Origin of the sequence: Novosphingobium bradum, from assembly GCF_042646485.1 — a bacterium.
GTDB lineage: Bacteria > Pseudomonadota > Alphaproteobacteria > Sphingomonadales > Sphingomonadaceae > Novosphingobium > Novosphingobium bradum.
In genome coordinates this window covers 14,440-35,034 of sequence record NZ_JBHRTQ010000004.1, presented here as the reverse complement: position 1 = coordinate 35,034, position 20,595 = coordinate 14,440, and the positions used below count along the sequence as shown (strand labels likewise).

Genomic DNA, 20,595 nt, shown 5'->3' with positions numbered 1-20,595 from the left:
TCCCATCAAGCGCGATTCAAAGCGAAAGCGAGTGCTACGACATGAAACTCAATGACATCCGTGACAATTCCGGTGCCCGCAAGGGCCGTATGCGCGTTGGCCGCGGCATCGGTTCGGGCAAGGGCAAGACCGCCGGTCGCGGCCAGAAGGGCGCCAAGGCGCGTTCGGGCGTGTCGGTCAACGGCTTCGAGGGCGGCCAGATGCCGCTCCATATGCGGATCCCGAAGCGCGGCTTCAACAACATCTTCGCCAAGGACTTCGCCGAGGTGAACCTGGGCCTGATCCAGAAGGCGATCGAAGCCGGCAAGCTCGACGTGAACGCCACGATCGACCATGCCGCGCTCAAGGCCGCTGGCCTCGCTCGTGGCGGCAAGGACGGCGTTCGCCTGCTCGGCAAGGGCACCTTCTCGGCCAAGGCGAACTTCGCGGTCAACGGCGTTTCGGCCGGTGCCAAGGCCGCGGTGGAAGCCGCCGGCGGTTCGGTGACCCTGCCCGAGGCCGGTCCGACCGAGCAGGAAAAGAAGAACGCCCGCCGCGACGCCAACAAGGCGGCGGCCAAGGCCTGATCCCACGCCTCGCCCCGGCGGAAGCCGGGGCCGCTGGCCTGCTTGCGTCTGACCGATGCCGGTCCCGGGTTCGGCCCGGGGCAGTGCCATCGGCGGCGCGGGGTTCGACAAGCGCGGCGCCGCCCTGTATGGGGCAGCCACGCAACCAAGGCTTCATTCCGACATGGCTTCACGCGCCGACAATATCGCGAGCACCCTCAGCCTCGCCAACTTCTCCAAGGCCACCGAGCTCAAGAAGCGGATCTGGTTCACGGTCGGCGCGCTGATCGTCTTCCGGTTCCTCAGCTTCGTGCCGCTGCCGGGCGTGAATCCGCTGATCCTCTCGGATCTCTACAGCCGCACCCAGGGCGGCATCCTCGATCTGTTCAACACCTTCTCGGGTGGCGGGCTCCAGCGCATGAGCCTGATCGCGCTCGGCGTGATGCCCTACATCACCGCCTCGATCGTGGTGCAGCTTGCCGCCTCGCTCCACCCGGCACTCGCCAGCCTCAAGAAGGAAGGCGAAAGCGGGCGCAAGAAGCTCAACCAGTACACCCGCTACGGCGCCGTGGTCCTCACCGCGGTGCAGGGCTGGTTCGTGGCCTCCGGGCTTGAAGCCTATGGCGCCTCCAGCGGCCTCCAGGCCGTGGTCATGCCGGGGGTGGTGTTCCGCGTCGGCGCGGTGATCTCGCTGATCGGCGGCACCATGTTCCTGCTGTGGCTGGGCGAACAGATTACCTCGCGCGGCATCGGCAACGGCACCTCGCTGATCATCATGGCCGGCATCGTGGCGCAAATGCCCACTTTCGTCGCCAACCTGTTCGAGGGCGGCCGGTCGGGCTCGATCTCGGGCTTCACCATCGTCGGCCTGGTGGTCCTGCTGGTGGCGCTGATCCTGGGCATCTGCTTCTTCGAGCGCGCCACGCGGCGGCTGCTGATCCAGTATCCCAAGCGCGCCACGCAAAAGGGCATGATGCAGGCGGATCGCAGCCACCTGCCGCTCAAGCTCAACACCGCGGGCGTGATCCCGCCGATCTTCGCCTCGTCGCTGCTGCTGCTTCCGCTGACCATCACCCAGTTCGCCGGCAAGTCGCTCAACCCGGATTCGGGGATGGGCAACTTCGTGACCCAGCTCAACCTCTATCTCGGCCACGGCAAGCCGCTCTATATGCTGCTCTATGCGGTGGGCATCGTGTTCTTCTCGTTCTTCTACACCGCGGTGGTCTTCAACCCCGAGGAAACGGCCGAGAACCTGAAGAAGAACGGCGGCTTCATCCCGGGCATCCGCCCGGGCAAGAACACCGCGACCTATCTCGATCACGTTCTCACCCGCATCACGGTGATGGGCGCGGCCTATATCATGATCGTCTGCGTCGTCCCCGAATGGGTGATCGCGCAGACCGGCGTCCACCTGTTCTTCGCCGGCGGCACCTCGCTGCTGATCGTGGTCAACGTCACGGTTGATACGATCACCCAGATCCAGTCGCACCTGCTGGCCCACCAGTATGGCGACCTGATCAAGAAGGCGAAGCTCAAGGGCCGGATGCGCTAGGCGCGGCGGGCCGCAAGACCGCCCGCGCCGATCATATCGGGCAGAAGTCCGTGCCGCGGACTTGACGAACGGCACAGTTGTCGGATGAAGCGCGTGAGACCGCACGGGCGCGCGTTACAGGGAGGCCTCCATCATGAACATCATTCTGCTGGGGCCTCCGGGCGCGGGCAAGGGCACCCAGGCCCAGCGCCTGGTCGAACGCCACGGGATGCGCCAGCTCTCGACCGGCGATATGCTGCGCGCAGCGGTCAAGGCCGGAACGCCGGTCGGCCTCCAGGCCAAGGCCGTGATGGAGCGCGGCGAGCTCGTTTCGGACGAGATCGTCTCTGCCCTCATCGGCGAGGAACTCGACGCGATGGGCGCCGATGCCGGCGCCATCTTCGACGGCTATCCGCGCACCGAAGCCCAGGCCGGCTCGCTCGATGCGATCCTCACCGGCCGGGGCCGCAGCCTTGACCGGGTGATCGAACTCGCGGTCGACGAGGATGCCCTGGTCGAACGCATCACCGGCCGGTTCACCTGCGCCAATTGCGGCAAGGGTTATCACGACACGTTCGAGCAGCCTCGTCAGCTCGGCGTCTGCGACAAGTGCGGCTCCACCGAGTTCAAGCGCCGGCCCGACGACAACGAGGAAACCGTGCGGACCCGCATGGCCGAGTATCGCGCCAAGACCGCGCCGATCCTGCCGATCTACGAGGCCCGCGGGATCGTCTCGCGCGTCAACGGCATGGCCGACATGGACGATGTCACCGCCGCGATCGAGAAGATCATCGCCGGCTGATGCCTGGCTGTCCTCTCCCCACCGGGGAGAGGCTGCCTTGCCTTGACGCTCGGCGGCAGGGGAACTGCCCCGCCAGCGTGCCATCCCGTCGTCAACCGCCTGGCGCGCGCCGCCGCGCCGCCCTGCCAAGCAACCCGCGTTAGGGTTTCCGGGCGCTCCGTCCCATCCTGAACCGCCACCATCGCGCCAGTGGCGCCGCGCGGCCGCGCCGCCTATCGCCCGGCCGGAAGGGCAGGGGGCAAGCCGCAGATGGCCAGATTCGTACAGAACACGGCGGAAGTCGCGCGGGCGCTCGCCGGGCTCCTCGCGCCCGCCCACCGGCTCTATCCGGCCGACCGGCAGGTGCCGCGCCTCATGCTGCTTGATGGCTTGCGCGGGCTGGCTGCCGTAGCCGTGCTGTTCTTCCACTACCGCCACTTCCTCTACCCGCCCGGCACCTTCCGCTCGCCCGGGATCGCCGGGCGAGTCCCGCTCGAAAGCCTGCTCGGCCCGCTTTACGAGCTGGGCCACTTCGGGGTGCAGCTGTTCTGGATGATCTCCGGCTTCGTCTTCGCCGCGGTCTACTATGGCCGCCCGGCGACCAGCCGCGAATTCGTGGTCAACCGCTTCGCCCGGCTCTATCCGCTGCACTTCGCCACCCTGCTGGTGGTCGCCGCCGAACAATGGGCCGCAAGCCTGCGCTTCGGCACGCCGCTCCTGTTCACCCACAACGATCCGGCGCACTTCCTCCTCCAGCTTGGCTTCGCCTCCGATTGGCTGGCCAGCACGGGAATGTCGTTCAACGGGCCAATCTGGTCGGTCTCGGTCGAGGTCGCGGCCTATGCCCTGTTCTGGCTGACCCGGCGCTGGCTCCCGGGGCTGGGCCTGGCCGGGCCATTGGCCCTGGCCGCGGCGATGACCGTGCTGCGCCGCGAGGTCGGCGGGACAGAGGTGTTCGCCTGCGGCTTCCACTTCTTCCTCGGCGTGGCGCTGTGCGCGATCTGGCGCAGCTTCGCCGCCCTGCCGCGCCTGCTGCTGGGGGCCGGGCTGGCGGCCATGGCGCTGGGCGCGGCGGGCCTTGCCCGGATCGACCCGCGCGAGACCGAGATCGTGGCGGTGGTCCTGCTGCCGCTGCTGCTGGGCGGGCTGATCCTCGCGCTCGTCGCGGCCGATCCCTTCGCGCCCGCCTGGCTGCGCCGTGCCCTCGGCGCGCTGGGCGATCGGACCTACAGCATCTATCTCGTCCACGTTCCCGTCCAGCTGGCTCTGTTCCTGGTCCTGGGCGCGCGGGTCTCCGGCCTGGCCGGCCAGTGCTGGTTCCTTGCCCTGTTCCTGGGCCTGGTCCTGGCGCTCGCCTGGCCCTGTTACCACTGGTTCGAAGCCCCCGCGCGCGACTGGCTGCGCCGATATGCCCGCGCGCAGCGCCGGGCCGCACGCGCGCCGGTCCTGCCCGCCGGCCAGGGGCTTGCGGCCGCGGGCAGGGGGTGGCACAAGGATAGCGCAAGCCAGTCCGCCGTTTTTCGCGGCGTTGACAGCTAGGGCGAATCGTCCTAAGCGCGCCCTTCACTCGAACAAACGGGTCAGTCCGGCAGGCGATACCTCGCGTGATATGTCACGTGCTCGCCATCCGGACTTTTGCCGTTTCATCGCAGTGAACCCGCGTTGAGATAGGAAGCGCCATTCGGCCAACTTCCTGTGGAGCTTGGAGAATTTAAGTGGCACGTATTGCCGGGGTCAACCTCCCCACCAACAAGCGCGTGATCATCGCGCTCACCTACATTCACGGTATCGGCCCCAAGTCGGCCAAGGACATCGCCGACAAGCTGGGGATCGACCACAGCCGTCGCGTTCAGGACCTGACCGACCAGGAAGTCCTGCACATCCGCGAGACGATCGACGCCGAATTCACTGTCGAGGGCGATCTGCGCCGCGAGACGGCGATGAACATCAAGCGCCTGATGGACCTCGCCTGCTATCGCGGCCTGCGTCACCGCAAGGGCCTTCCGGTCCGCGGCCAGCGCACTCACACCAACGCCCGTACCCGCAAGGGCAAGGCCAAGCCCATCGCCGGCAAGAAGAAGTAAGGCCGCCCGGGAGGCGTTCGGCGCCTCCGGCAGGTCTGCTCCTTTTCCCGATTTTCGACAGGAATTCAGCACATGGCACGCGAACCCCAGCGCATCAAGCGCCGCGAGCGCAAGAACATTTCGAGCGGCATCGCTCACGTGAACGCCAGCTTCAACAACACCATGGTCACCATCACCGATGCCCAGGGCAATGCGATCTCGTGGTCGTCGGCCGGCATGATGGGCTTCAAGGGCAGCCGCAAGTCGACTCCCTATGCCGCCCAGGTCGCGGCTGACGATGCCGGCAAGAAGGCCGCCGAACACGGCGTCCGCACCCTCGAGGTCGAGGTCAAGGGTCCCGGCTCGGGCCGCGAGAGCGCGCTGCGCGCCCTCCAGGCGGTCGGCTTCACCATTACCTCGATCCGCGACGTGACCCCGATCCCGCACAACGGCGTGCGCCCGTCCAAGCGTCGCCGCGTCTGATCGACCTGCTGCGGTGGCCGGGCCCGGCCATCGCAAATCTCGAGAAGCCGCGGTCCCCCACCGGGACCCGCGGCTTTTCCCGCCAGAACATACCCTAGGGGAAGTCCATGACTGTCAACATCAAGAACTGGCAGGAACTCAAGAAGCCCAACAATCTGGACATCAAGCCCGGCAACGATCCCAAGCGGCGCGCGACCTTCGTCGCCGAGCCGCTTGAGCGCGGTTTTGGCCTGACGCTCGGCAACGCGCTGCGCCGCGTGCTGCTCTCCTCGCTGCAGGGCGCCGCGATCACCTCGATCAAGATCGAGAACGTGCTCCACGAATTCAGCTCGCTCGCCGGCGTGCGCGAGGACGTGACCGATATCGTCCTCAACGTGAAGCAGATCGCGCTTCGGATGCAGGGCGAAGGCCCCAAGCGCCTCCAGCTCTCCGCGACCGGCCCGGCCGAGGTCAAGGCCGGCGACATCGCCGTGACCGGCGACATCGAGGTCATGAACAAGGACCTCGTGATCTGCCACCTGGATGAGGGTGCGACCCTCAACATGGAACTGACCGCCGACACCGGCAAGGGCTATGTCCCGGCCGTGTCGAACCGTCCGGTCGATGCGCCGATCGGGCTGATCCCGGTCGATTCGCTCTACTCGCCGGTGCGCCAGGTCTCCTACAAGGTCGACAATGCCCGCATCGGCCAGGAGCTTGACTACGACAAGCTCAGCCTGAGCATCGAGACCGACGGCACGGTGACCCCGGAAGACGCGGTGGCCTATGCCGCGCGCATCCTCCAGGACCAGCTCGCCCTGTTCGTCCACTTCGAGGACGTGGCCCCGACCGGCGCCTCGCCGATGATCGGCATGGCCGCCGCTCCGGCCGAGGAAGGCGATACCAACCAGCTCAACCGCTACCTGCTCAAGAAGGTGGACGAGCTGGAACTGTCGGTCCGTTCGGCCAACTGCCTCAAGAACGACAACATCATCTACATCGGTGACCTGGTCCAGAAGACCGAGGCCGAGATGCTCCGCACGCCGAACTTCGGCCGCAAGTCGCTCAACGAGATCAAGGAAGTCCTGAGCTCGATGGGCCTGCGCCTCGGCATGGACATCCCCGGCTGGCCGCCGGAAAACATCGAGGAAATGGCCAAGAAGCTGGAGCAGGAACTGCTCGGCTGATGGCCTCGCGAGCTCACCCTTCGCGACGGCGAAGGGTGGGAATCGCACCGGGTTCCGGCAGCCGCCCCAAGCGCTGCCAGGTCTGGGCTACCTGACACGGGCTCATAACGAACGGAGAAGAAAATGCGTCACAAGCTGGGCCAGCGCAAGCTGGGTCGTACCTCTGCCCACCGCATCGCGATGCTGCGGAACATGGCCGCCTCGCTGATCAAGCACGAGCAGATCACCACGACTCTGCCCAAGGCGCGCGAACTGCGCCCCTACCTCGAGAAGCTGATCACCCTTGGCAAGCATGGCGGCCTGTCGAACCGCCGCCTGGCCCACGCCCGCCTGCTCGATGACGCCCAGCTGGTGAAGCTGTTCGACGTCCTGGCCGCGCGCTACGCCGATCGCCAGGGTGGCTACACCCGCATCATCAAGGCCGGCGTGCGCGCCTCCGACGCCGCCCCGATGGCGGTGATCGAACTGGTTGACCGCGACACCTCGGCCAAGGGCCAGGATTCGGGTCCGGTGCTGACCGAGGAAGATTTCGCCGAAGCCTGATCCCGGGCTCGTCGGAAGGCATTCGGGGGCGGCCGCGCACACAGGCGCGGCCGCCCCTTTTGCGTCGTGGGGGCAGGGCGGCGCGAAGCGCTTGCAAGCCCGTTGCAGGGCGCTTGCATTGTCCTCATATCTGGGCGCCGTGATCCCGATCGCCGCCTCGCGTTCCCTGGCCGCCGCCGCGGCCCTCTGCTTGCTGGCCCTGCCGGCCGGCCCAGCCTTTCCGGAGCCCATGACCCAGGCCGCCAGCCCGCCCCCCGCCTATCCCGCCACCCGCAAGGACGCCCTGGTCGAAACCTTGTTCGGCGAGGCGATCGCCGATCCCTATCGCTGGCTCGAAAACGATGTCCGCAGCGATCCCGAGGTGGCCGACTGGGTGGAACGCCAGAACGCGCTGACCGCGCGCTACCTCGCCGGCCTGCCGCAGCGCGACTGGCTGCGCGCCCGCATCCGCGACCTCATGAACCATGAACGCTTCGGCCTGCCGGTGCGGGCGGGAGGGCGCTATTTCTATATGCGGAACGCGGGCCTGCAGAACCAGGCGCAACTGTTTGTCCGCAAGGGGCTTTCCGGAAAGCCCCGGCTGCTGGTCGATCCCAATGCCTGGGCCGCCGACGGGGCCACCGCGCTCGATGCGTGGAAGCCGTCGCGCGATGGGCGCTTCCTGCTCTATTCGGTACAGGACGGCGGGAGCGACTGGCGCACGCTCAAGGTGCTCGATGTCGGTTCCGGTGAGGTGCTCGGCGATACGGTGCGCTGGGCCAAGTTCACCCATCTCGACTGGGTGGGCAGCGAAGGCTTCCTCTATTCGCGCTTTCCCGAGCCGGCGCCGGGCGAGGCCTTCCAGCAGCGGTCCTACAACCAGACCGTGTGGTTCCACCGCCTCGGCACCGACCAGGCGGCGGATGAACTGGTCCATGCCACGCCCGACCACCCGGAGCTCGGCCACGCCGCGCAGGTCACCGCCGACGGGCGCTGGGCGGTGATCACCACCTCCAGCGGGACCGATGCCCGCCATGCGATCCATCTCATCGACCTCAAGGCGCGCCGCAAGGGCCAGTGGCTGGTGCGCGAACTGGTGGGCGGCATGGACCATGACTGGCAACTGGTGGAGAGCTTGAACGGGACCATGTGGTTCCTCACCAACCAGGGTGCGCCGCTCTATCGGCTGGTGTCGATCGATCCCGCCGCGCCCGTGCCCCAATGGCACGAGGTGGTGGTCGAAAGCGCGGACAAGCTGGAGCACGCGGCGGTGGTGGGCGACAAGCTGGTGCTCAACTACCTCAGGGATGCCAGCAGCCGCGCGGTGGTGCTCGATCTGGCGGGCCAGGCGGCGAGCGAGATCGCGCTCGCGGACATCGGCACGGCCAGCGGCTTCCATGGCGAACCGGGCGATCCGGAAACCTTCTACGCCTTCACCAGCTTCAACCGGCCTTCCAGCATCTACCGGCTGGACCTGGCCACCGGAAAGTCGCAGGTCTTTGCCCAGCCGGAACTGGGCTTCGATCCCGATCAGTTCGTGGTCGAGCAGCGGTTCTATGCCTCGAAGGACGGGACCCGCGTGCCGCTGTTCCTGGTGCGCGGCAAGGCGGCGGCAGCGGCGGGCAAGCCGGTGCCCACCCTGCTCTATGGCTACGGCGGGTTCGACGTTTCGCTCACCCCCGCCTTTGCCGCCTCGCGGCTGGCCTGGCTGGAGGCGGGCGGAGCCTTTGCCCTGGCCAATATCCGCGGGGGCGGGGAATATGGCCGGGCCTGGCACGATGGCGGGCGGCTGGCCAACAAGCAGAACGTGTTCGACGATTTCATCGCGGCCGCCGAATACCTGATCGCAGACGGGATCACGACCGCGCGGCAACTGGCGGTGCAGGGTGGCTCCAACGGCGGGCTGCTGGTGGGCGCCGTGGTCAACCAGCGGCCCGACCTGTTCGCCGCGGCCAATCCGCAGGTCGGCGTGATGGATATGCTCCGCTTCGACCGCTTCACCGCCGGGCGCTACTGGGTGGACGACTATGGCCACCCCGACCGCGAGGCCGATTTTCACGTGCTGCGCGCCTATTCCCCGCTCCACAACATAGCCAGCGGCAAGGCCTATCCGGCGATCTTGGTGACCACGGCAGACACCGACGACCGCGTCGTCCCCGGCCACTCCTTCAAATATACCGCCGCGCTGCAAGCCGCGCCAATCGGCAACCAGCCACACCTGATCCGCGTGGAAACCCGCGCCGGCCACGGTTCCGGCAAGCCCACCGACAAGGCGATCGAGGAAAGCGCCGACGTGCTCGCCTTCCTGGCGGCGGCGACGGGGCTAAATGTGCCGGCGGGGGCGAGCGGAATGCAGAGGCGTTAGCGCGCGCCAGCGCCTTTTCCGCGGTGCGTTACCCTGGGGTGTCGGCTCGATGAAGGTTTTCGCCTGCCGGTCTGGCGGTAGCGCCTTGGCAGTGAATGCGGCATTGCTGGGCGGAGCGGTTATAATTGACCGGGAAATCGCACCAAAACGTCATGCCAGCGCAGGCTGGCATCTATCTCGCTCGGACACGATGGGTAGATCCGCGAATGTTCCGCGTGGCGGCGGAAGATGCCAGCCTGCGCTGGCATGACGGCAGGGTGGCGGTATGCGATTGCCGCGCGGTCACACGCTTGGCGCAGGCCACCTCTGCGTTTTCTGCAAAAATCGGGAAGGCTCAGCCCTCAGCCTTCAGCCCTTGACCTGGCAGGCGATGCCCGAGCTTTTCAGCGTGGAGCACAGGGCATTGGCGGCGGCGGGATCGGGGGCGACGGCCTGGAGGCGATAGACGGTGCCGATATCGGCGGTGCCCTGGATCACGCGGTGCTTGACTGCTTTGAGCGCTTCGCTGCTGCCCGCAAGGCGGGTCCAGCCGGCTTCGGCGGCGGCCTGCGAGGTATAGGCGCCGACCTGGACGCCGACGCCGGTGGGGGCCGCCTGTTCCCCGGCAATGTTGACCGAGGGGGCAGGCGCCGGCGCTTCGTGGCCGCCGAGGCGGGCCTGCTGGGTCTTGCCTTCGGAGACGGCGAAGGCGCTGTCGCCGGTGCCGGCATAGGTCTTGCCGCCCTGGTCGGCGGGAACCTGCTTGTAGGGCTGGGCGGGAGCCTTGATCACGCCGCCATCGGCCACTTCGGGGCCGGCGGGGCCGCGATGGCCCATGAACCACAGCGCGCCGCCAATCCCGGCGAGGAGGATCAGGCCGAAGACGAGGACGCGCAGGACCCGCGCGGTATCGAGGGTGCCTTCATCATCATCGTCGTCGTCAGCGCTTTCGAGCCAGGGGAGGCGTTCATCCTCATCCAGCGCGAGCTGGGGCGCCGCGCCTTCCAGCACTTCGGCGGGGGGAAGCCCATCGGCCGCCAGCGCGCCAACGCGCGGCTCATCGGCGGGGGGATCGAAGGGGTGGTGTTCACCCTGCCCATCGCGCTGATCCATCATGCCCTCCGTTTTCCCATTGGCCCGATGTTCACAGTTCCTCGACCGCTTCGACGCCGAGGATTGCCAGGCCGTTCTTCACAAGTTGCCCGATTTGTGCCCCGAGGAAAAGCCTTGCCCCGGTGAGAACTGCGTCCGTTCCGACGATGAATCTCTTATCGGGACGATCGTTGCCGATGTTCCAGTAGGCGTGGAAGGCGGCGGCGAGATCGCCGAGGAAGAAGGCCACGCGGTGCGGTTCGCGCGCGACGGCGGCGGCTTCGACCAGGCGGGGGAACTGGGCGGCCAGCTTGACCAGGGCCAGTTCCTCCTCGCCCAGCAGGGCCAGGCCTTCCGGCGAGGGCGCGAAGCCTTCCGCCGCGCCCTTGCGAAGGGTGGAGCGGATCCGGGCATGGGCATACTGGACATAGAAGACCGGGTTGTCCTTGCTGGCTTCCACCACCTTGGCAAAGTCGAAGTCCATCTGGGCTTCGGGCTTGCGGGTGAGCATGGTGAAGCGGACCACGTCCTTGCCCACTTCGCGCACGACATCGGCCAGGGTCACGAACGTGCCCGCGCGCTTCGACATCTTGACCGGTTCGCCATCGCGCAGGAGCTGGACCATCTGGACCAGCTTGACCTCGAAGGGCTTGGGCGTCTGCCCGTCCGCCCCGGTCAGCGCGGCGACGGCGGCCTTGATCCGCTTGACCGTGCCGGCATGGTCGGCGCCCCAGATATCGACCAGCGCGTCGCATTCCTGCGCCTTCTGGAAGTGATAGGCGAGATCGGCGCCGAAATAGGTCCAGGTGCCGTCGGACTTGCGGATCGGGCGATCCTGATCGTCACCGAACTTCGTGGAGCGGAACAGCGGAAGCTCGACCGGCTCCCAATCCTCGGGCGTCTTGCCCTTGGGGGCTTCGAGCAGGCCATCGTAGACCAGATCGTGGGCGCGCAGCCACTGTTCGGCCGCATCGACCTTGCCGGAAGCCTGGAGTTCGGCTTCCGAGGCGAACACCTCGTGGGTGATGCCGAGCAGGGCGAGATCGGCGCGGATCATCTCCATCATCGCGGCAACCGCGCGGGTGCGGAACAGGACCAGCCATTCGCTTTCGGGCGCGGCGGCATATTTGTCGCTGAATTCGGCGGCGAGAGCCTGGCCGACGGGAACCAGATAGTCGCCCGGGTAAAGCCCTTCGGGAATCTCGCCGACGCTTTGCCCGAGCGCCTCGCGGTAGCGCAGGTGGACCGAGCGGGCGAGGACCTGGACCTGGGCGCCGGCGTCGTTGACGTAATATTCGCGGCGGACCTGGTGGCCGGCGAATTCGAGCAGGGCGGCCAGCGCATCGCCCACCACCGCGCCGCGGCAATGGCCCATGTGCATCGGGCCGGTGGGATTGGCGGACACGTATTCGACGTTGACCGTGGTGCCGGTGCCCATGGTGGAGCGGCCATAGTCGCCGCCCAGCGCGGCGATCGCGGCCAGTTCGGCCAGCCAGGCCTGGGGCGCCACGCGCAGGTTGATGAAGCCGGGGCCGGCGATCTCGGCGGCGGTGACTTCGGGGATCTTGGTCAGCTCGCCCACCAGGGCTTCGGCCAGCGCGCGCGGGTTCATCCCGGCGGGCTTGGCGAGGACCATCGCCGCATTGGTGGCCAGATCGCCATGCGTGGGATCGCGCGGCGGTTCGACCGTGACGGCGGCGTGGTTCAGCCCGGCCGGCAGGGCGCCGGCGGCGACGAGCGCCTCGAGCGCGGCGGCGACATGGCCGGCGAAGCGGGCGTGAAGGGTGGTGGCAGGGGTGTTTGCAGACATGGCCGCGCGCCTAGCCGGTTTGGGGCGCGGGGGGAAGTGGCTGGGGGGCATACTGGCCGTCGACAGGCGCAGGCCGAGCGGACCCTGCGGCCTGTTTCCCGATTCCGCTCAGGCTGAGCCTGTCGAAGCCCCGTCCGGCCGGGAGCCGCCCGGCCTCAGCGCGTGGCGTTGTAGGCCAGTTGCTGCTCGGTCAGCTGGAAGCCGACCAGGACCTCGAAGGTGGCGCGGGCCACGGCGGCGCGCACATCGGGCTGGGCCAGCGGATCGATCGCGGCATCGGCCTCGCCGGCCTTGCGCTTGCGGGTGATGCGGTGGCGGATGTCCTCCGGCAGGGTGGCCTCGGCGCGATCGATATAGGCGCCGGCCTCGGCATGGGCCTGGGCGCGCTCCTGCCCGTCGGCGAAATTGAGGGTGACCGTGCCGACCCGCTTGGAGACCACTGCGTTGCCGCCGCGCAGGACCGTGACGAACCAGGGCAGTTGCACGGTGCGGGCGCCGCGCGCGTCGGTGCGGCGGGCAAGGACGTCAAAGCTGGTCTGCGACCAGACCTTGTCGCCGGTGGCCTTCTCGTCGCAGGCGGGGCGCAGGTTGGTGATCGCGGCGGCCAGGTCGATCGAGCCGGCATCCGTGGCGCCGGGGGTGCGGAACAGGGTGACGTCGCCGGTATAGTCAGGCACGCCAACCGCCGGGCAGGCGCCGCGCACCGCGCTGATGCCCACGCCTTCGTCAACGACGATATCGCCCTTGCTGCGGCAACCGCCCAGGGCGACGGCGAGCAGGGCAATTCCGGTTGCGGCGAGCAGGCGGGGGCGAGTGATCATCCACGGGTCCTTGGTTGCGCGTGGCGCCGCGTGGAGCGGACGCGGCAGCTTCGTCGTGCTGCCCTAGCGGGACAGGCCGGGACGCGCTAGGGGCCACGAGATGAACGCGCCATTTCCCGCCTCCGATTCCGCCGGGCCTCATCCTGGTGCGCCCCTGCGGCTGCTGATCGCGGCTCCGCGCGGTTTCTGCGCCGGGGTGGACCGGGCGATCGAGATCGTCGAGCGGGCGCTGGAGCGCTATGGCGCGCCGGTTTTCGTGCGCCACGAGATTGTCCACAACCGTTTCGTGGTGGATGGGCTGAAGGCCAAGGGCGCTGTTTTCGTGGACGAACTGGACCAGGTGCCCGACGGCGCGCCGGTGATCTTCAGCGCCCACGGCGTGCCCAAGGCGGTGCCCGAGGCGGCCAGCGCGCGCGGGCTGGATTGGCTCGATGCCACCTGTCCGCTGGTGAGCAAGGTCCATCGCCAGGCCGAGCGCCAGATCGAGGCCGGGCGGCACATCCTGTTCATTGGCCACAAGGGCCATCCCGAGGTGATCGGCACGCTGGGCCAGGTGCCCGAAGGGACGATCACCCTGGTCGAGACCGAGGCCGACGTGGCCGCGCTCACCTTCGCGGCCGGCCAGCCGCTGGCCTTCCTTACCCAGACCACGCTTTCGGTCGACGATACGGCGGCGGTGATCGCGGCGCTGAAGGCGCGGTTCCCGCAGATCGTCGGCCCCAAGGCCGAGGACATCTGCTATGCGACCTCCAACCGCCAGGCCGCGGTCAAGGCGATCGCGCTGGAGTGCCAGCTGGTGCTGGTGATCGGGGCGCCCAACAGCTCGAATTCGCTGCGGCTGGTCGAAGTGGCCGAGCGTTGCGGCGTGCCGGCCCGGCTGATCCAGCGGGCCGCCGAGGTCGAGGACGAATGGCTCGACGGCGTGACCACGCTGGGGCTGACCGCCGGGGCCTCCGCCCCCGAGGAGCTGGTGCGCGAAGTGGTGGCGCGGATTGCCGCCTGTCGCGCCGTGCACGAGGAAACGGTGGTCACGGCCGAGGAAAAGATGGTCTTCAAGCTGCCCCGGCAACTGGTTGACTGAGCGCGCGGGAGGCAAGCCATGGCCGTCTATACCCACCTCGGCGCCGAGGATCTCGCGCGCCTGATCGCCGAATTCGACGTCGGCTCGCTTCGCAGCGCCAAGGGCATCGCCGAGGGCGTGTCCAACAGCAACTGGCTGATCGAGACCGCCGGGCGCGACGGGCAGGGCGCCCGGTTCATCCTCACCGTCTACGAGGAGCGGACCGAGGTTTCCGACCTGCCGTTCTTCCTCGGCCTGATGGACCACCTCTCCGACCATGCCTGCCCGGTTCCGGCCACGATCCATGACCGGCAAGGCCAGGCCTTCCGCACGCTGGACGGCAAGGCGCTGGCCCTGATCGAGTTCCTGCCCGGCGTCTCGGTGAGCCAGCCGACCCAGGGCCAGGCGCGCGCGGTTGGCGCGGCGCTGGCCCGAGTGCACCTGGCCGGAGGCGACTTTGCCATGCGCCGGGCCAACACGCTGGGGCCGGCCGGCTGGCGCGAGCTGATCGACGGCTGCGGCGCGGGCGGGCTGGAAGGGATCGACCCGGCGCTGGGCGATCTGGTGCGCCGGGAACTGGCCGAGATCGAGGCGCAGTGGCCCGCCGGGCTGCCATCCGGCGTGATCCATGCCGACCTGTTCCCCGACAATGTGCTGATGCTGGGCGACGAGGTGACCGGGCTGATCGACTTCTATTTCGCCTGCACCGACCTGTTCGCCTATGACGTGGCGGTGACCCATGCCGCCTGGTGCTTCGATGCGACGGGCACGCGGTTCGACGCGGCGCTCTCGGCGGCCTTGCTGGCCGGCTACGAGGCGGTGCGGCCGCTGAGCCCGGCCGAGCACGCGGCCCTGCCGCTGCTGGCGCGCGGCGCGGCGATGCGGTTCCTGGCCAGCCGGGCCTATGACTGGCTGCACACCCCGGATGGCGCGCTGGTCACCCGCAAGGATCCGATGGCCTTTGCCCGGCGGCTTCAGTTCTATCGTGAAAACCCGGGCCTGTTCGCTTGAAACACGTCGAGATTTTCACCGACGGGGCCTGCAAGGGCAATCCCGGCCCGGGCGGCTGGGGCGCGATCCTCAGGATGGGCGAGCACGAGAAGGAACTGGCCGGCGGCGATCCGGCCACCACCAACAACCGCATGGAGCTGATGGGGGCGATCGCAGCGCTGAACGCGCTCAAGCAGCCGTGCCGGGTGACGCTTCACACCGACAGCAAATATGTGATCGACGGGATCACCAAATGGGTGTTCGGCTGGCAGAAGAACGGCTGGAAGAACGCGGCGAAAAAGCCGGTGGCCAATGCCGAGCTGTGGCAGGACCTGATCGCCGCGGCCCGGCCGCACCGGCTCGAATGGGTCTGGGTCAAGGGCCACGACGGCCATCCCGAGAACGAGCGGGCCGACCGGCTGGCCAGCGACGCGGCCGAGGCGGCGCGGCGCTGACGCGGGCGGCGGCGGGCAATCGGGCAGGGCCGCCCGTTTCCCGATCCGGTGGCGGGCCGCGCTCCCGGCGAAATGCACCTAACCGAAAGTTAACCACCCCTGGCCTATTCGGCCGGAATGCAAGTGCTTCTCCTCCTTGGCGTGACGCTGGCCCTGATGGCCGGGCTGACCGCAGTCGAACGCTGGCGCAATCCGGGGGCCACCGATTGGGCGATCAACCTCCAGTCGTGGGTGATCAACATGGCCATCGCGCTGATGGCCAGCCATTTCTGGCCGCGCTGGCTGGGCGGCTCGCTGATCGATGCGGCCAGGCTGCCGCTGTGGCTGGGTCTGCCGCTGTTCTTCCTCCTGCGCGATTTTCTGGAGTGGTTCTATCACCTGTGCCAGCACCGCATCCCGGCGCTGTGGGCGATCCATTCGCTGCACCATTCCGATCCGGAAATGACCGCGCTGACCACCAACCGCCATTTCTGGGGGGATCAACTGGTCAAGTCGCTGACGATCTGGTCGGCCACGGGGATGCTGATCGATGCCACCGATACGATCCTGGCGATCTATGGCGCCGTCAGCCTCTACAACTATTTCATCCACGCCAACCTGCGGATCGATTTTGGCCGCTTATCGTGGCTGCTCAACTGCCCGGCCTATCACCGGCGGCACCATTCGCGGCTGCCCGAGCACTATGACAGCAACCTGGCCGCGCTGTTTCCGATCTGGGACGTCCTGTTCGGCACCTATCGCCGCCCCGACGGCTGGCCGCCATGCGGCCTGGACGAGGGCAAGCCGGAATCGCTGACCGAGCTGGTGACCTGGCCGGTGCGGAGCCGCGCCGACGCCGACAAGCCCGCGCTGGGCGAGGCCTGAGCGCAGCGGATATCCCCCGCGCCGGGGCCGGCATCGCTTGCCAGGACGCCGGTTTTGAGCGAATTGCCGGCCATGGTTCCGGCGATTTTCGGTCTTTCCGGTCTGGCGCTCACCGCTGACGAGCGCGCCTTCTTCGCCGATGCCGATCCGGCGGGCTACATCCTGTTCGGCCGCAACGTGGCCAGCCCGGCACAGTTGCGCGCGCTGACCGACGAGCTGCGCGCGATCCATGGCCGCGAGCGCCTGTTCATCTGCATCGATCAGGAAGGCGGCCGGGTTGCCCGGATGAAGCCCCCGGTCTGGCCGGCCTATCCCGCCGGCGAACCCTTCGCCCGGCTCTACGACGTGGCCCCCGCCAGCGCGATCGAGGCGGCTCGGTGCAATGCCGAAGCCCTTGGGCTGGACCTGGCCGAGGCGGGGATCAGTGTCGATTGCTGGCCGCTGCTCGACGTGCGCCAGCCCGGCGCCCACGACGTGATCGGCGATCGCGCGCTGGGCGATGAGCCCCTGCGCGTCGCCGCGCTGGGCCGCGCAGTGCTGGACGGGCTGGCGCGCGCCGGGGTGGCCGGCGTGGTCAAGCATATGCCCGGCCACGGCCGCGCCCTGGCCGACAGCCACAAGGAACTGCCCACCGTCACCGCCAGCGCGGCCGAACTGGAGCGGGATGTCGCGCCCTTCCGCGCGCTCGCCCAGGCGCCGATCGCGATGACCGCGCATATCCGCTACACCGCCTGGGACGCGGATCGCCCGGCCACGCAATCGCCGGTGGTGATCGGCAAGATCATCCGCGAGGCCATCGGCTTCGGCGGGCTGCTGCTGACCGACGATCTCGACATGGAAGCGCTTGATGGCACCGTGCCGGAGCGGGCGGCGCGCTCGCTTGCCGCCGGGTGCGACCTTGCGCTCAACTGCTGGGCCAGGATGGCCGACATGGTGGGGATTGCCGCGGCCTGCCCGGACATGGCGCCGGTCACCGCGCAGCGCCTGGCCGCAGCCCTGGCGCAAACCGGCGATCTGGTCGCCGATCCCGCCCGCCGCGCGCAGCTGGCGGCCCGGCGCGACAGTCTGCTGGGGCTGGCATGAACCTGCCACCGGTCCAGCACGCCTTCACGGGCGAGGACTGGGCCGGGCCGGCCGCCGCGCCGACCGACGATGCCGCGCTCTATCTCGAACTGGATGGCTGGGAAGGGCCGCTCGATCTCCTGCTCGACCTTGCCCGGCGGCAGAAGGTGGACCTGCGGCGGATCTCGATCCTGGGCCTGGTCGACCAGTATCTGGCCTATATCGATCGCGCCGAAGCCCTGCGGCTGGAACTGGCGGCCGATTACCTGGTGATGGCGGCCTGGCTGGCCTATCTCAAGTCGGCCCTGCTGCTCCCGCGCGAGGAACAGCCCGATCCCAGCCCCGAGGAGCTGGCGCTGCGGCTGCAATTGCGCCTCCAGCGGCTGGGCGCCATGCGCGAGGCCGCGGCCCGGCTGATGGCGCGCGACCGGCTGGGGCGCGACGTGTTTCGCCGGGGCACGCCGGAAGGCCTGCGGGTCGAGCGGCGCCATGCCTGGACAGCCACGTGGTTCGATCTGGTCCAGGCCTATGGGGCGGTGAAGGCACGCACCCGGCCGGTGGTCCACATGGTCCGCGAGCGGCCGGTGATGACGCTGGATACCGCTCTGGCGCGGGTTTCGACCATGCTCGGCGTGAGCCTCGACTGGATCGAATTGCGCGATTTCCTGCCGGTGCAGGCCGAGGGGGACTGGGCCGATCCCAGGCTGCGGCGCTCGGCCCTGGCCTCGAGCTTCGTGGCGGCGCTGGAACTGGCGCGCACCGGCAGGGCGGAACTGGCGCAGGACGAGGTGTTCGGGCCGCTGCGGCTCAGGGGGCTGCGGGCATGATCCTCCAGCAGCCTCAGGACGAGCGGAATCCCGGCGATCTCGTCCGCGCGGTCGAGGCGGCGCTGTTCGCGGCGACCGAGCCGATGAGCGCCGAGGCGCTGTCCGCGCATCTGGGCGGGGCCGAGGTGTTGCCGGCCCTGCGCGAACTGGCCGGGCACTATGCCGGGCGGGGCGTGGAACTGGTCGAGCGCGGCAGGCGCTGGCACTTCCAGACCGCGCCCGATCTCGCCCACCTGTTGCGGCGTGAGCGCGAGGAGGTGCGCCGCCTGTCGCGCGCGGCCACCGAAGTGCTGGCGATCGTCGCCTATCACGAGCCGGTGAGCCGCGCCGAGATCGAGGCGATCCGCGGCGTCCAGACCGCGCGGGGCACGCTCGACGTGCTGCTGGAGGCTGGCTGGGTGCGCGTCGCCGGGCGGCGCGAGGTGCCGGGCCGGCCGGTGATCTATGCCACCACGCCCGAGTTCCTCGCCCACTTTGGCCTCGCCTCGCGCCGCGACCTGCCCGGAATCGCGGAATTGCGCGCCGCCGGCCTGCTCGATCCGGTGGAGGATGCGCTGGAAGAAGCGCTGGCCGGAGCCGGCGGCGCGCCGGTTGCGCCGCCGCCAGTCGACAATCCCGGCGGCGAGACTCGCAATCCGCCGGAAAACGCCCTAGATTAAACCATCAAGGGGGCTTATCCCGGCCACCGCGGCGCCTGGCATCGGCCAGTGGCGCCAAGGCTTGCCGCCTCAGGAGTTTATCACATGGGTTTCGGATCAATCGGGCACTGGATCATCTTGCTGGTGGTGGTGCTGATCCTGTTCGGCCGTGGCCGCGTTTCCGAGATCATGGGGGATTTCGGCAAGGGCATCAAAAGCTTCAAGCAGGGTCTGAACGACGACGAGGCGCCGCGCAACGTAACGCCGCCCGCCGCCCAGATTCCGGCCAACGCTCCCCCCGCCGCTCCCGCCGAGCCGGCCGCCACCCAGTCGTCGACCGACACTGTCCAGCGCTGACGCCCTCTAGCGGGCCGCTGCTGCCATGTTCGATATCGGCGCCGACGAGCTGCTGCTGACGGCGGTCGTGGCCATCGTGGTCATCGGCCCCAAGGATATGCCGCGCGCCCTGCGGACGGTGGGCCGCTGGGTCGCGAAGATGCGGCGGATGTCGAATTCCTTCCGCGCCGGGATCGACAACGTGATCCGCGAGGCCGAGCTGGAGGAGATGGAGGCTGAGTGGCGCAAGCAGAACGCCGCGATCATGGCGAGCCATCCGCCCAGCGCCGCCGAGGCCGAGGCTCTGGCTGCGGGAACGGGCGGTGATCCGGCCGCCCTGCCGGCTCCGGTGGCCGATCCCGTTGCCGCTGTTCCGGAAGATGCCGTGAAGCCAGAGGTCTAGGCGATGGTCTTCACTGTTTCCGACATCGATGAGAGCCAGGCACCGCTGCTCGATCACCTGATCGAACTGCGGACCCGGCTGATGCGCTGCATCATCGCCCTGGCCGTGGCCTTCGGCGTCTGCCTCTATTTCGCCCAGGACATCCTGGGCATCCTGCTCCACCCGCTGGCCGCCGCCGGGCAACAGAAGCTCGTCTATACAAAGCTCTACGGGCAATTCTTCGTGGAGATGAAGGTGGCGCTGTTCGCGGCCTTCTTCGTCTCGTTCCCGGTGATCGCCAACCAGCTGTGGGCCTTTGTCGCCCCGGGGCTCTACGCCAAGGAGAAGCGGGCCTTCCTGCCGTTCGTCTGGGCCACTCCGGTGCTGTTCACGGCCGGGGGGGCGCTGGCGTATTTCGTCGTCATGCCAACGGCTTTCCGCTGGTTCCTCGGATTCCAGGGCAAGCAGGGCGGCATCCAGGTGGAGGCGCTGCCGAACTCCGAGGACTACCTTGGCCTTGTCATGCAGTTCATCCTCGCCTTCGGGATCAGCTTCCTGCTGCCGGTGCTGCTGCTGCTGCTCAACCGGGCCGGCATCGTAACCCGCGCGCAACTGGCGGGCGCGCGGCGCTATGTCATCGTCGGCATCGTCGCGCTGGCGGCGGTGATCACCCCGCCCGACGTGGTCTCGCAACTGATGCTGGCCGTGCCGCTGATGCTGCTGTTCGAGGGCGCGTTGGTGGTGATGTGGCTGGGCGATCGCAAGGCGGCGAAACAGGCTTCGGCCGAAACCAGCGTTCCGGCCGTCCCGCCGGCCGCCTAGC

The 20,595-nt window shown here is 68.6% G+C and carries 22 protein-coding genes; 19 read left to right on the top strand and 3 right to left on the bottom strand.

Annotation, left to right across the window (positions count from 1 at the left end):
- The first annotated feature begins 41 nt into the window (after positions 1-41).
- The 9 genes from rplO (at position 42) to ACFOD9_RS03555 (ending at position 9,456) form a co-directional block, all read left to right on the top strand.
- Positions 42-566, top strand: coding sequence for a 50S ribosomal protein L15 (gene rplO / locus ACFOD9_RS03595; RefSeq protein WP_379508722.1), 525 nt, complete (start codon positions 42-44; stop codon positions 564-566).
- A gap of 163 nt (positions 567-729) precedes the next feature.
- Positions 730-2,097, top strand: coding sequence for a preprotein translocase subunit SecY (gene secY / locus ACFOD9_RS03590; RefSeq protein WP_379508721.1), 1,368 nt, complete (start codon positions 730-732; stop codon positions 2,095-2,097).
- A 133-nt stretch (positions 2,098-2,230) separates the two neighbouring features.
- A complete protein-coding gene (locus ACFOD9_RS03585; protein ID WP_379508720.1) occupies positions 2,231-2,878 on the top strand; it encodes an adenylate kinase in 648 nt (215 codons plus the stop codon).
- Positions 2,879-3,127: 249 nt separating this feature from the next.
- Entirely contained in the window at positions 3,128-4,396 is a 1,269-nt protein-coding gene (locus tag ACFOD9_RS03580; protein ID WP_379508719.1) for an acyltransferase family protein, read from the top strand.
- Positions 4,397-4,572: 176 nt separating this feature from the next.
- Positions 4,573-4,941, top strand: coding sequence for a 30S ribosomal protein S13 (gene rpsM / locus ACFOD9_RS03575; RefSeq protein WP_379508718.1), 369 nt, complete (start codon positions 4,573-4,575; stop codon positions 4,939-4,941).
- A gap of 72 nt (positions 4,942-5,013) precedes the next feature.
- Entirely contained in the window at positions 5,014-5,403 is a 390-nt protein-coding gene (rpsK, locus tag ACFOD9_RS03570) for a 30S ribosomal protein S11 (protein WP_058736858.1), read from the top strand.
- 107 nt (positions 5,404-5,510) lie between these two features.
- Entirely contained in the window at positions 5,511-6,569 is a 1,059-nt protein-coding gene (locus tag ACFOD9_RS03565; RefSeq protein WP_379508717.1) for a DNA-directed RNA polymerase subunit alpha, read from the top strand.
- 123 nt (positions 6,570-6,692) lie between these two features.
- A complete protein-coding gene (rplQ, locus tag ACFOD9_RS03560; protein WP_379508716.1) occupies positions 6,693-7,112 on the top strand; it encodes a 50S ribosomal protein L17 in 420 nt (139 codons plus the stop codon).
- A gap of 229 nt (positions 7,113-7,341) precedes the next feature.
- On the top strand, positions 7,342-9,456 hold the full coding sequence (locus tag ACFOD9_RS03555) for a prolyl oligopeptidase family serine peptidase (protein WP_379508715.1): 2,115 nt from the start codon (positions 7,342-7,344) through the stop codon (positions 9,454-9,456).
- Between the two features lie 348 nt (positions 9,457-9,804).
- Here the strand turns inward: ACFOD9_RS03555 and ACFOD9_RS03550 are convergent, their stop codons facing one another.
- The 3 genes from ACFOD9_RS03550 to ACFOD9_RS03540 all read right to left on the bottom strand — a co-directional run bounded on the left by ACFOD9_RS03550 (position 9,805) and on the right by ACFOD9_RS03540 (position 13,158).
- On the bottom strand, positions 9,805-10,548 hold the full coding sequence (locus ACFOD9_RS03550; RefSeq protein ID WP_379508714.1) for an SPOR domain-containing protein: 744 nt from the start codon (positions 10,546-10,548) through the stop codon (positions 9,805-9,807).
- Between the two features lie 31 nt (positions 10,549-10,579).
- Positions 10,580-12,337: an arginine--tRNA ligase gene (gene argS / locus ACFOD9_RS03545; protein ID WP_379508713.1), complete on the bottom strand. Its 1,758-nt coding sequence runs from the start codon at positions 12,335-12,337 to the stop codon at positions 10,580-10,582.
- Positions 12,338-12,492: 155 nt separating this feature from the next.
- The gene (locus ACFOD9_RS03540; RefSeq protein WP_379508712.1) at positions 12,493-13,158 is read right to left on the bottom strand and encodes a hypothetical protein; all 666 of its coding nucleotides are present in this window, start codon (positions 13,156-13,158) and stop codon (positions 12,493-12,495) included.
- A 100-nt stretch (positions 13,159-13,258) separates the two neighbouring features.
- Between ACFOD9_RS03540 and ispH the strand changes: the two genes are divergently transcribed.
- From ispH to tatC, 10 genes are all read left to right on the top strand, one after another.
- Positions 13,259-14,239: a 4-hydroxy-3-methylbut-2-enyl diphosphate reductase gene (gene ispH, locus ACFOD9_RS03535; protein ID WP_379508711.1), complete on the top strand. Its 981-nt coding sequence runs from the start codon at positions 13,259-13,261 to the stop codon at positions 14,237-14,239.
- Between the two features lie 18 nt (positions 14,240-14,257).
- A complete protein-coding gene (locus ACFOD9_RS03530; RefSeq protein WP_379508710.1) occupies positions 14,258-15,229 on the top strand; it encodes a homoserine kinase in 972 nt (323 codons plus the stop codon).
- Positions 15,226-15,663: a ribonuclease HI gene (rnhA, locus tag ACFOD9_RS03525; protein ID WP_379508709.1), complete on the top strand. Its 438-nt coding sequence runs from the start codon at positions 15,226-15,228 to the stop codon at positions 15,661-15,663. The genes ACFOD9_RS03530 and rnhA overlap by 4 nt, the downstream gene beginning before the upstream one ends.
- A gap of 123 nt (positions 15,664-15,786) precedes the next feature.
- Positions 15,787-16,527, top strand: coding sequence for a sterol desaturase family protein (locus tag ACFOD9_RS03520; RefSeq protein ID WP_379508708.1), 741 nt, complete (start codon positions 15,787-15,789; stop codon positions 16,525-16,527).
- Positions 16,528-16,599: 72 nt separating this feature from the next.
- Positions 16,600-17,610, top strand: a complete 1,011-nt coding sequence (gene nagZ, locus ACFOD9_RS03515; protein ID WP_379508707.1) for a beta-N-acetylhexosaminidase — start codon at positions 16,600-16,602, stop codon at positions 17,608-17,610.
- Positions 17,607-18,416, top strand: a complete 810-nt coding sequence (locus ACFOD9_RS03510; RefSeq protein ID WP_379508706.1) for a segregation and condensation protein A — start codon at positions 17,607-17,609, stop codon at positions 18,414-18,416. Before nagZ ends, ACFOD9_RS03510 begins: the two co-directional genes overlap by 4 nt.
- Positions 18,413-19,075 (top strand): SMC-Scp complex subunit ScpB, encoded by a 663-nt coding sequence (gene scpB, locus ACFOD9_RS03505; RefSeq protein WP_379508705.1) that lies wholly within the window; start codon positions 18,413-18,415, stop codon positions 19,073-19,075. Before ACFOD9_RS03510 ends, scpB begins: the two co-directional genes overlap by 4 nt.
- A gap of 84 nt (positions 19,076-19,159) precedes the next feature.
- Positions 19,160-19,411: a twin-arginine translocase TatA/TatE family subunit gene (locus tag ACFOD9_RS03500; protein WP_379508704.1), complete on the top strand. Its 252-nt coding sequence runs from the start codon at positions 19,160-19,162 to the stop codon at positions 19,409-19,411.
- Positions 19,412-19,436: 25 nt separating this feature from the next.
- Positions 19,437-19,793 carry a Sec-independent protein translocase protein TatB gene (gene tatB / locus ACFOD9_RS03495; protein WP_379508703.1) on the top strand — a complete coding sequence of 119 codons (357 nt, stop codon included), beginning with the start codon at positions 19,437-19,439 and terminating at the stop codon, positions 19,791-19,793.
- Positions 19,794-19,796: 3 nt separating this feature from the next.
- The gene (gene tatC, locus ACFOD9_RS03490) at positions 19,797-20,594 is read left to right on the top strand and encodes a twin-arginine translocase subunit TatC (protein ID WP_379508702.1); all 798 of its coding nucleotides are present in this window, start codon (positions 19,797-19,799) and stop codon (positions 20,592-20,594) included.
- Position 20,595 lies beyond the last annotated feature (1 nt).

What these genes read in the sequence shown, in the direction of transcription:
- rplO (WP_379508722.1), top strand. Translation starts at nt 42, where the DNA reads ATGAAACTCAATGACATCCGTGACAATTCCGGTGCCCGCAAGGGCCGT.
- secY (WP_379508721.1), top strand. Translation starts at nt 730, where the DNA reads ATGGCTTCACGCGCCGACAATATCGCGAGCACCCTCAGCCTCGCCAAC.
- ACFOD9_RS03585 (WP_379508720.1), top strand. Translation starts at nt 2,231, where the DNA reads ATGAACATCATTCTGCTGGGGCCTCCGGGCGCGGGCAAGGGCACCCAG.
- ACFOD9_RS03580 (WP_379508719.1), top strand. Translation starts at nt 3,128, where the DNA reads ATGGCCAGATTCGTACAGAACACGGCGGAAGTCGCGCGGGCGCTCGCC.
- rpsK (WP_058736858.1), top strand. Translation starts at nt 5,014, where the DNA reads ATGGCACGCGAACCCCAGCGCATCAAGCGCCGCGAGCGCAAGAACATT.
- ACFOD9_RS03565 (WP_379508717.1), top strand. Translation starts at nt 5,511, where the DNA reads ATGACTGTCAACATCAAGAACTGGCAGGAACTCAAGAAGCCCAACAAT.
- rplQ (WP_379508716.1), top strand. Translation starts at nt 6,693, where the DNA reads ATGCGTCACAAGCTGGGCCAGCGCAAGCTGGGTCGTACCTCTGCCCAC.
- ACFOD9_RS03555 (WP_379508715.1), top strand. Translation starts at nt 7,342, where the DNA reads ATGACCCAGGCCGCCAGCCCGCCCCCCGCCTATCCCGCCACCCGCAAG.
- ACFOD9_RS03550 (WP_379508714.1), bottom strand. Translation starts at nt 10,548, where the DNA reads ATGGATCAGCGCGATGGGCAGGGTGAACACCACCCCTTCGATCCCCCC.
- argS (WP_379508713.1), bottom strand. Translation starts at nt 12,337, where the DNA reads ATGTCTGCAAACACCCCTGCCACCACCCTTCACGCCCGCTTCGCCGGC.
- ACFOD9_RS03540 (WP_379508712.1), bottom strand. Translation starts at nt 13,158, where the DNA reads ATGATCACTCGCCCCCGCCTGCTCGCCGCAACCGGAATTGCCCTGCTC.
- ispH (WP_379508711.1), top strand. Translation starts at nt 13,259, where the DNA reads ATGAACGCGCCATTTCCCGCCTCCGATTCCGCCGGGCCTCATCCTGGT.
- ACFOD9_RS03530 (WP_379508710.1), top strand. Translation starts at nt 14,258, where the DNA reads ATGGCCGTCTATACCCACCTCGGCGCCGAGGATCTCGCGCGCCTGATC.
- nagZ (WP_379508707.1), top strand. Translation starts at nt 16,600, where the DNA reads ATGGTTCCGGCGATTTTCGGTCTTTCCGGTCTGGCGCTCACCGCTGAC.
- ACFOD9_RS03510 (WP_379508706.1), top strand. Translation starts at nt 17,607, where the DNA reads ATGAACCTGCCACCGGTCCAGCACGCCTTCACGGGCGAGGACTGGGCC.
- scpB (WP_379508705.1), top strand. Translation starts at nt 18,413, where the DNA reads ATGATCCTCCAGCAGCCTCAGGACGAGCGGAATCCCGGCGATCTCGTC.
- ACFOD9_RS03500 (WP_379508704.1), top strand. Translation starts at nt 19,160, where the DNA reads ATGGGTTTCGGATCAATCGGGCACTGGATCATCTTGCTGGTGGTGGTG.
- tatB (WP_379508703.1), top strand. Translation starts at nt 19,437, where the DNA reads ATGTTCGATATCGGCGCCGACGAGCTGCTGCTGACGGCGGTCGTGGCC.
- tatC (WP_379508702.1), top strand. Translation starts at nt 19,797, where the DNA reads ATGGTCTTCACTGTTTCCGACATCGATGAGAGCCAGGCACCGCTGCTC.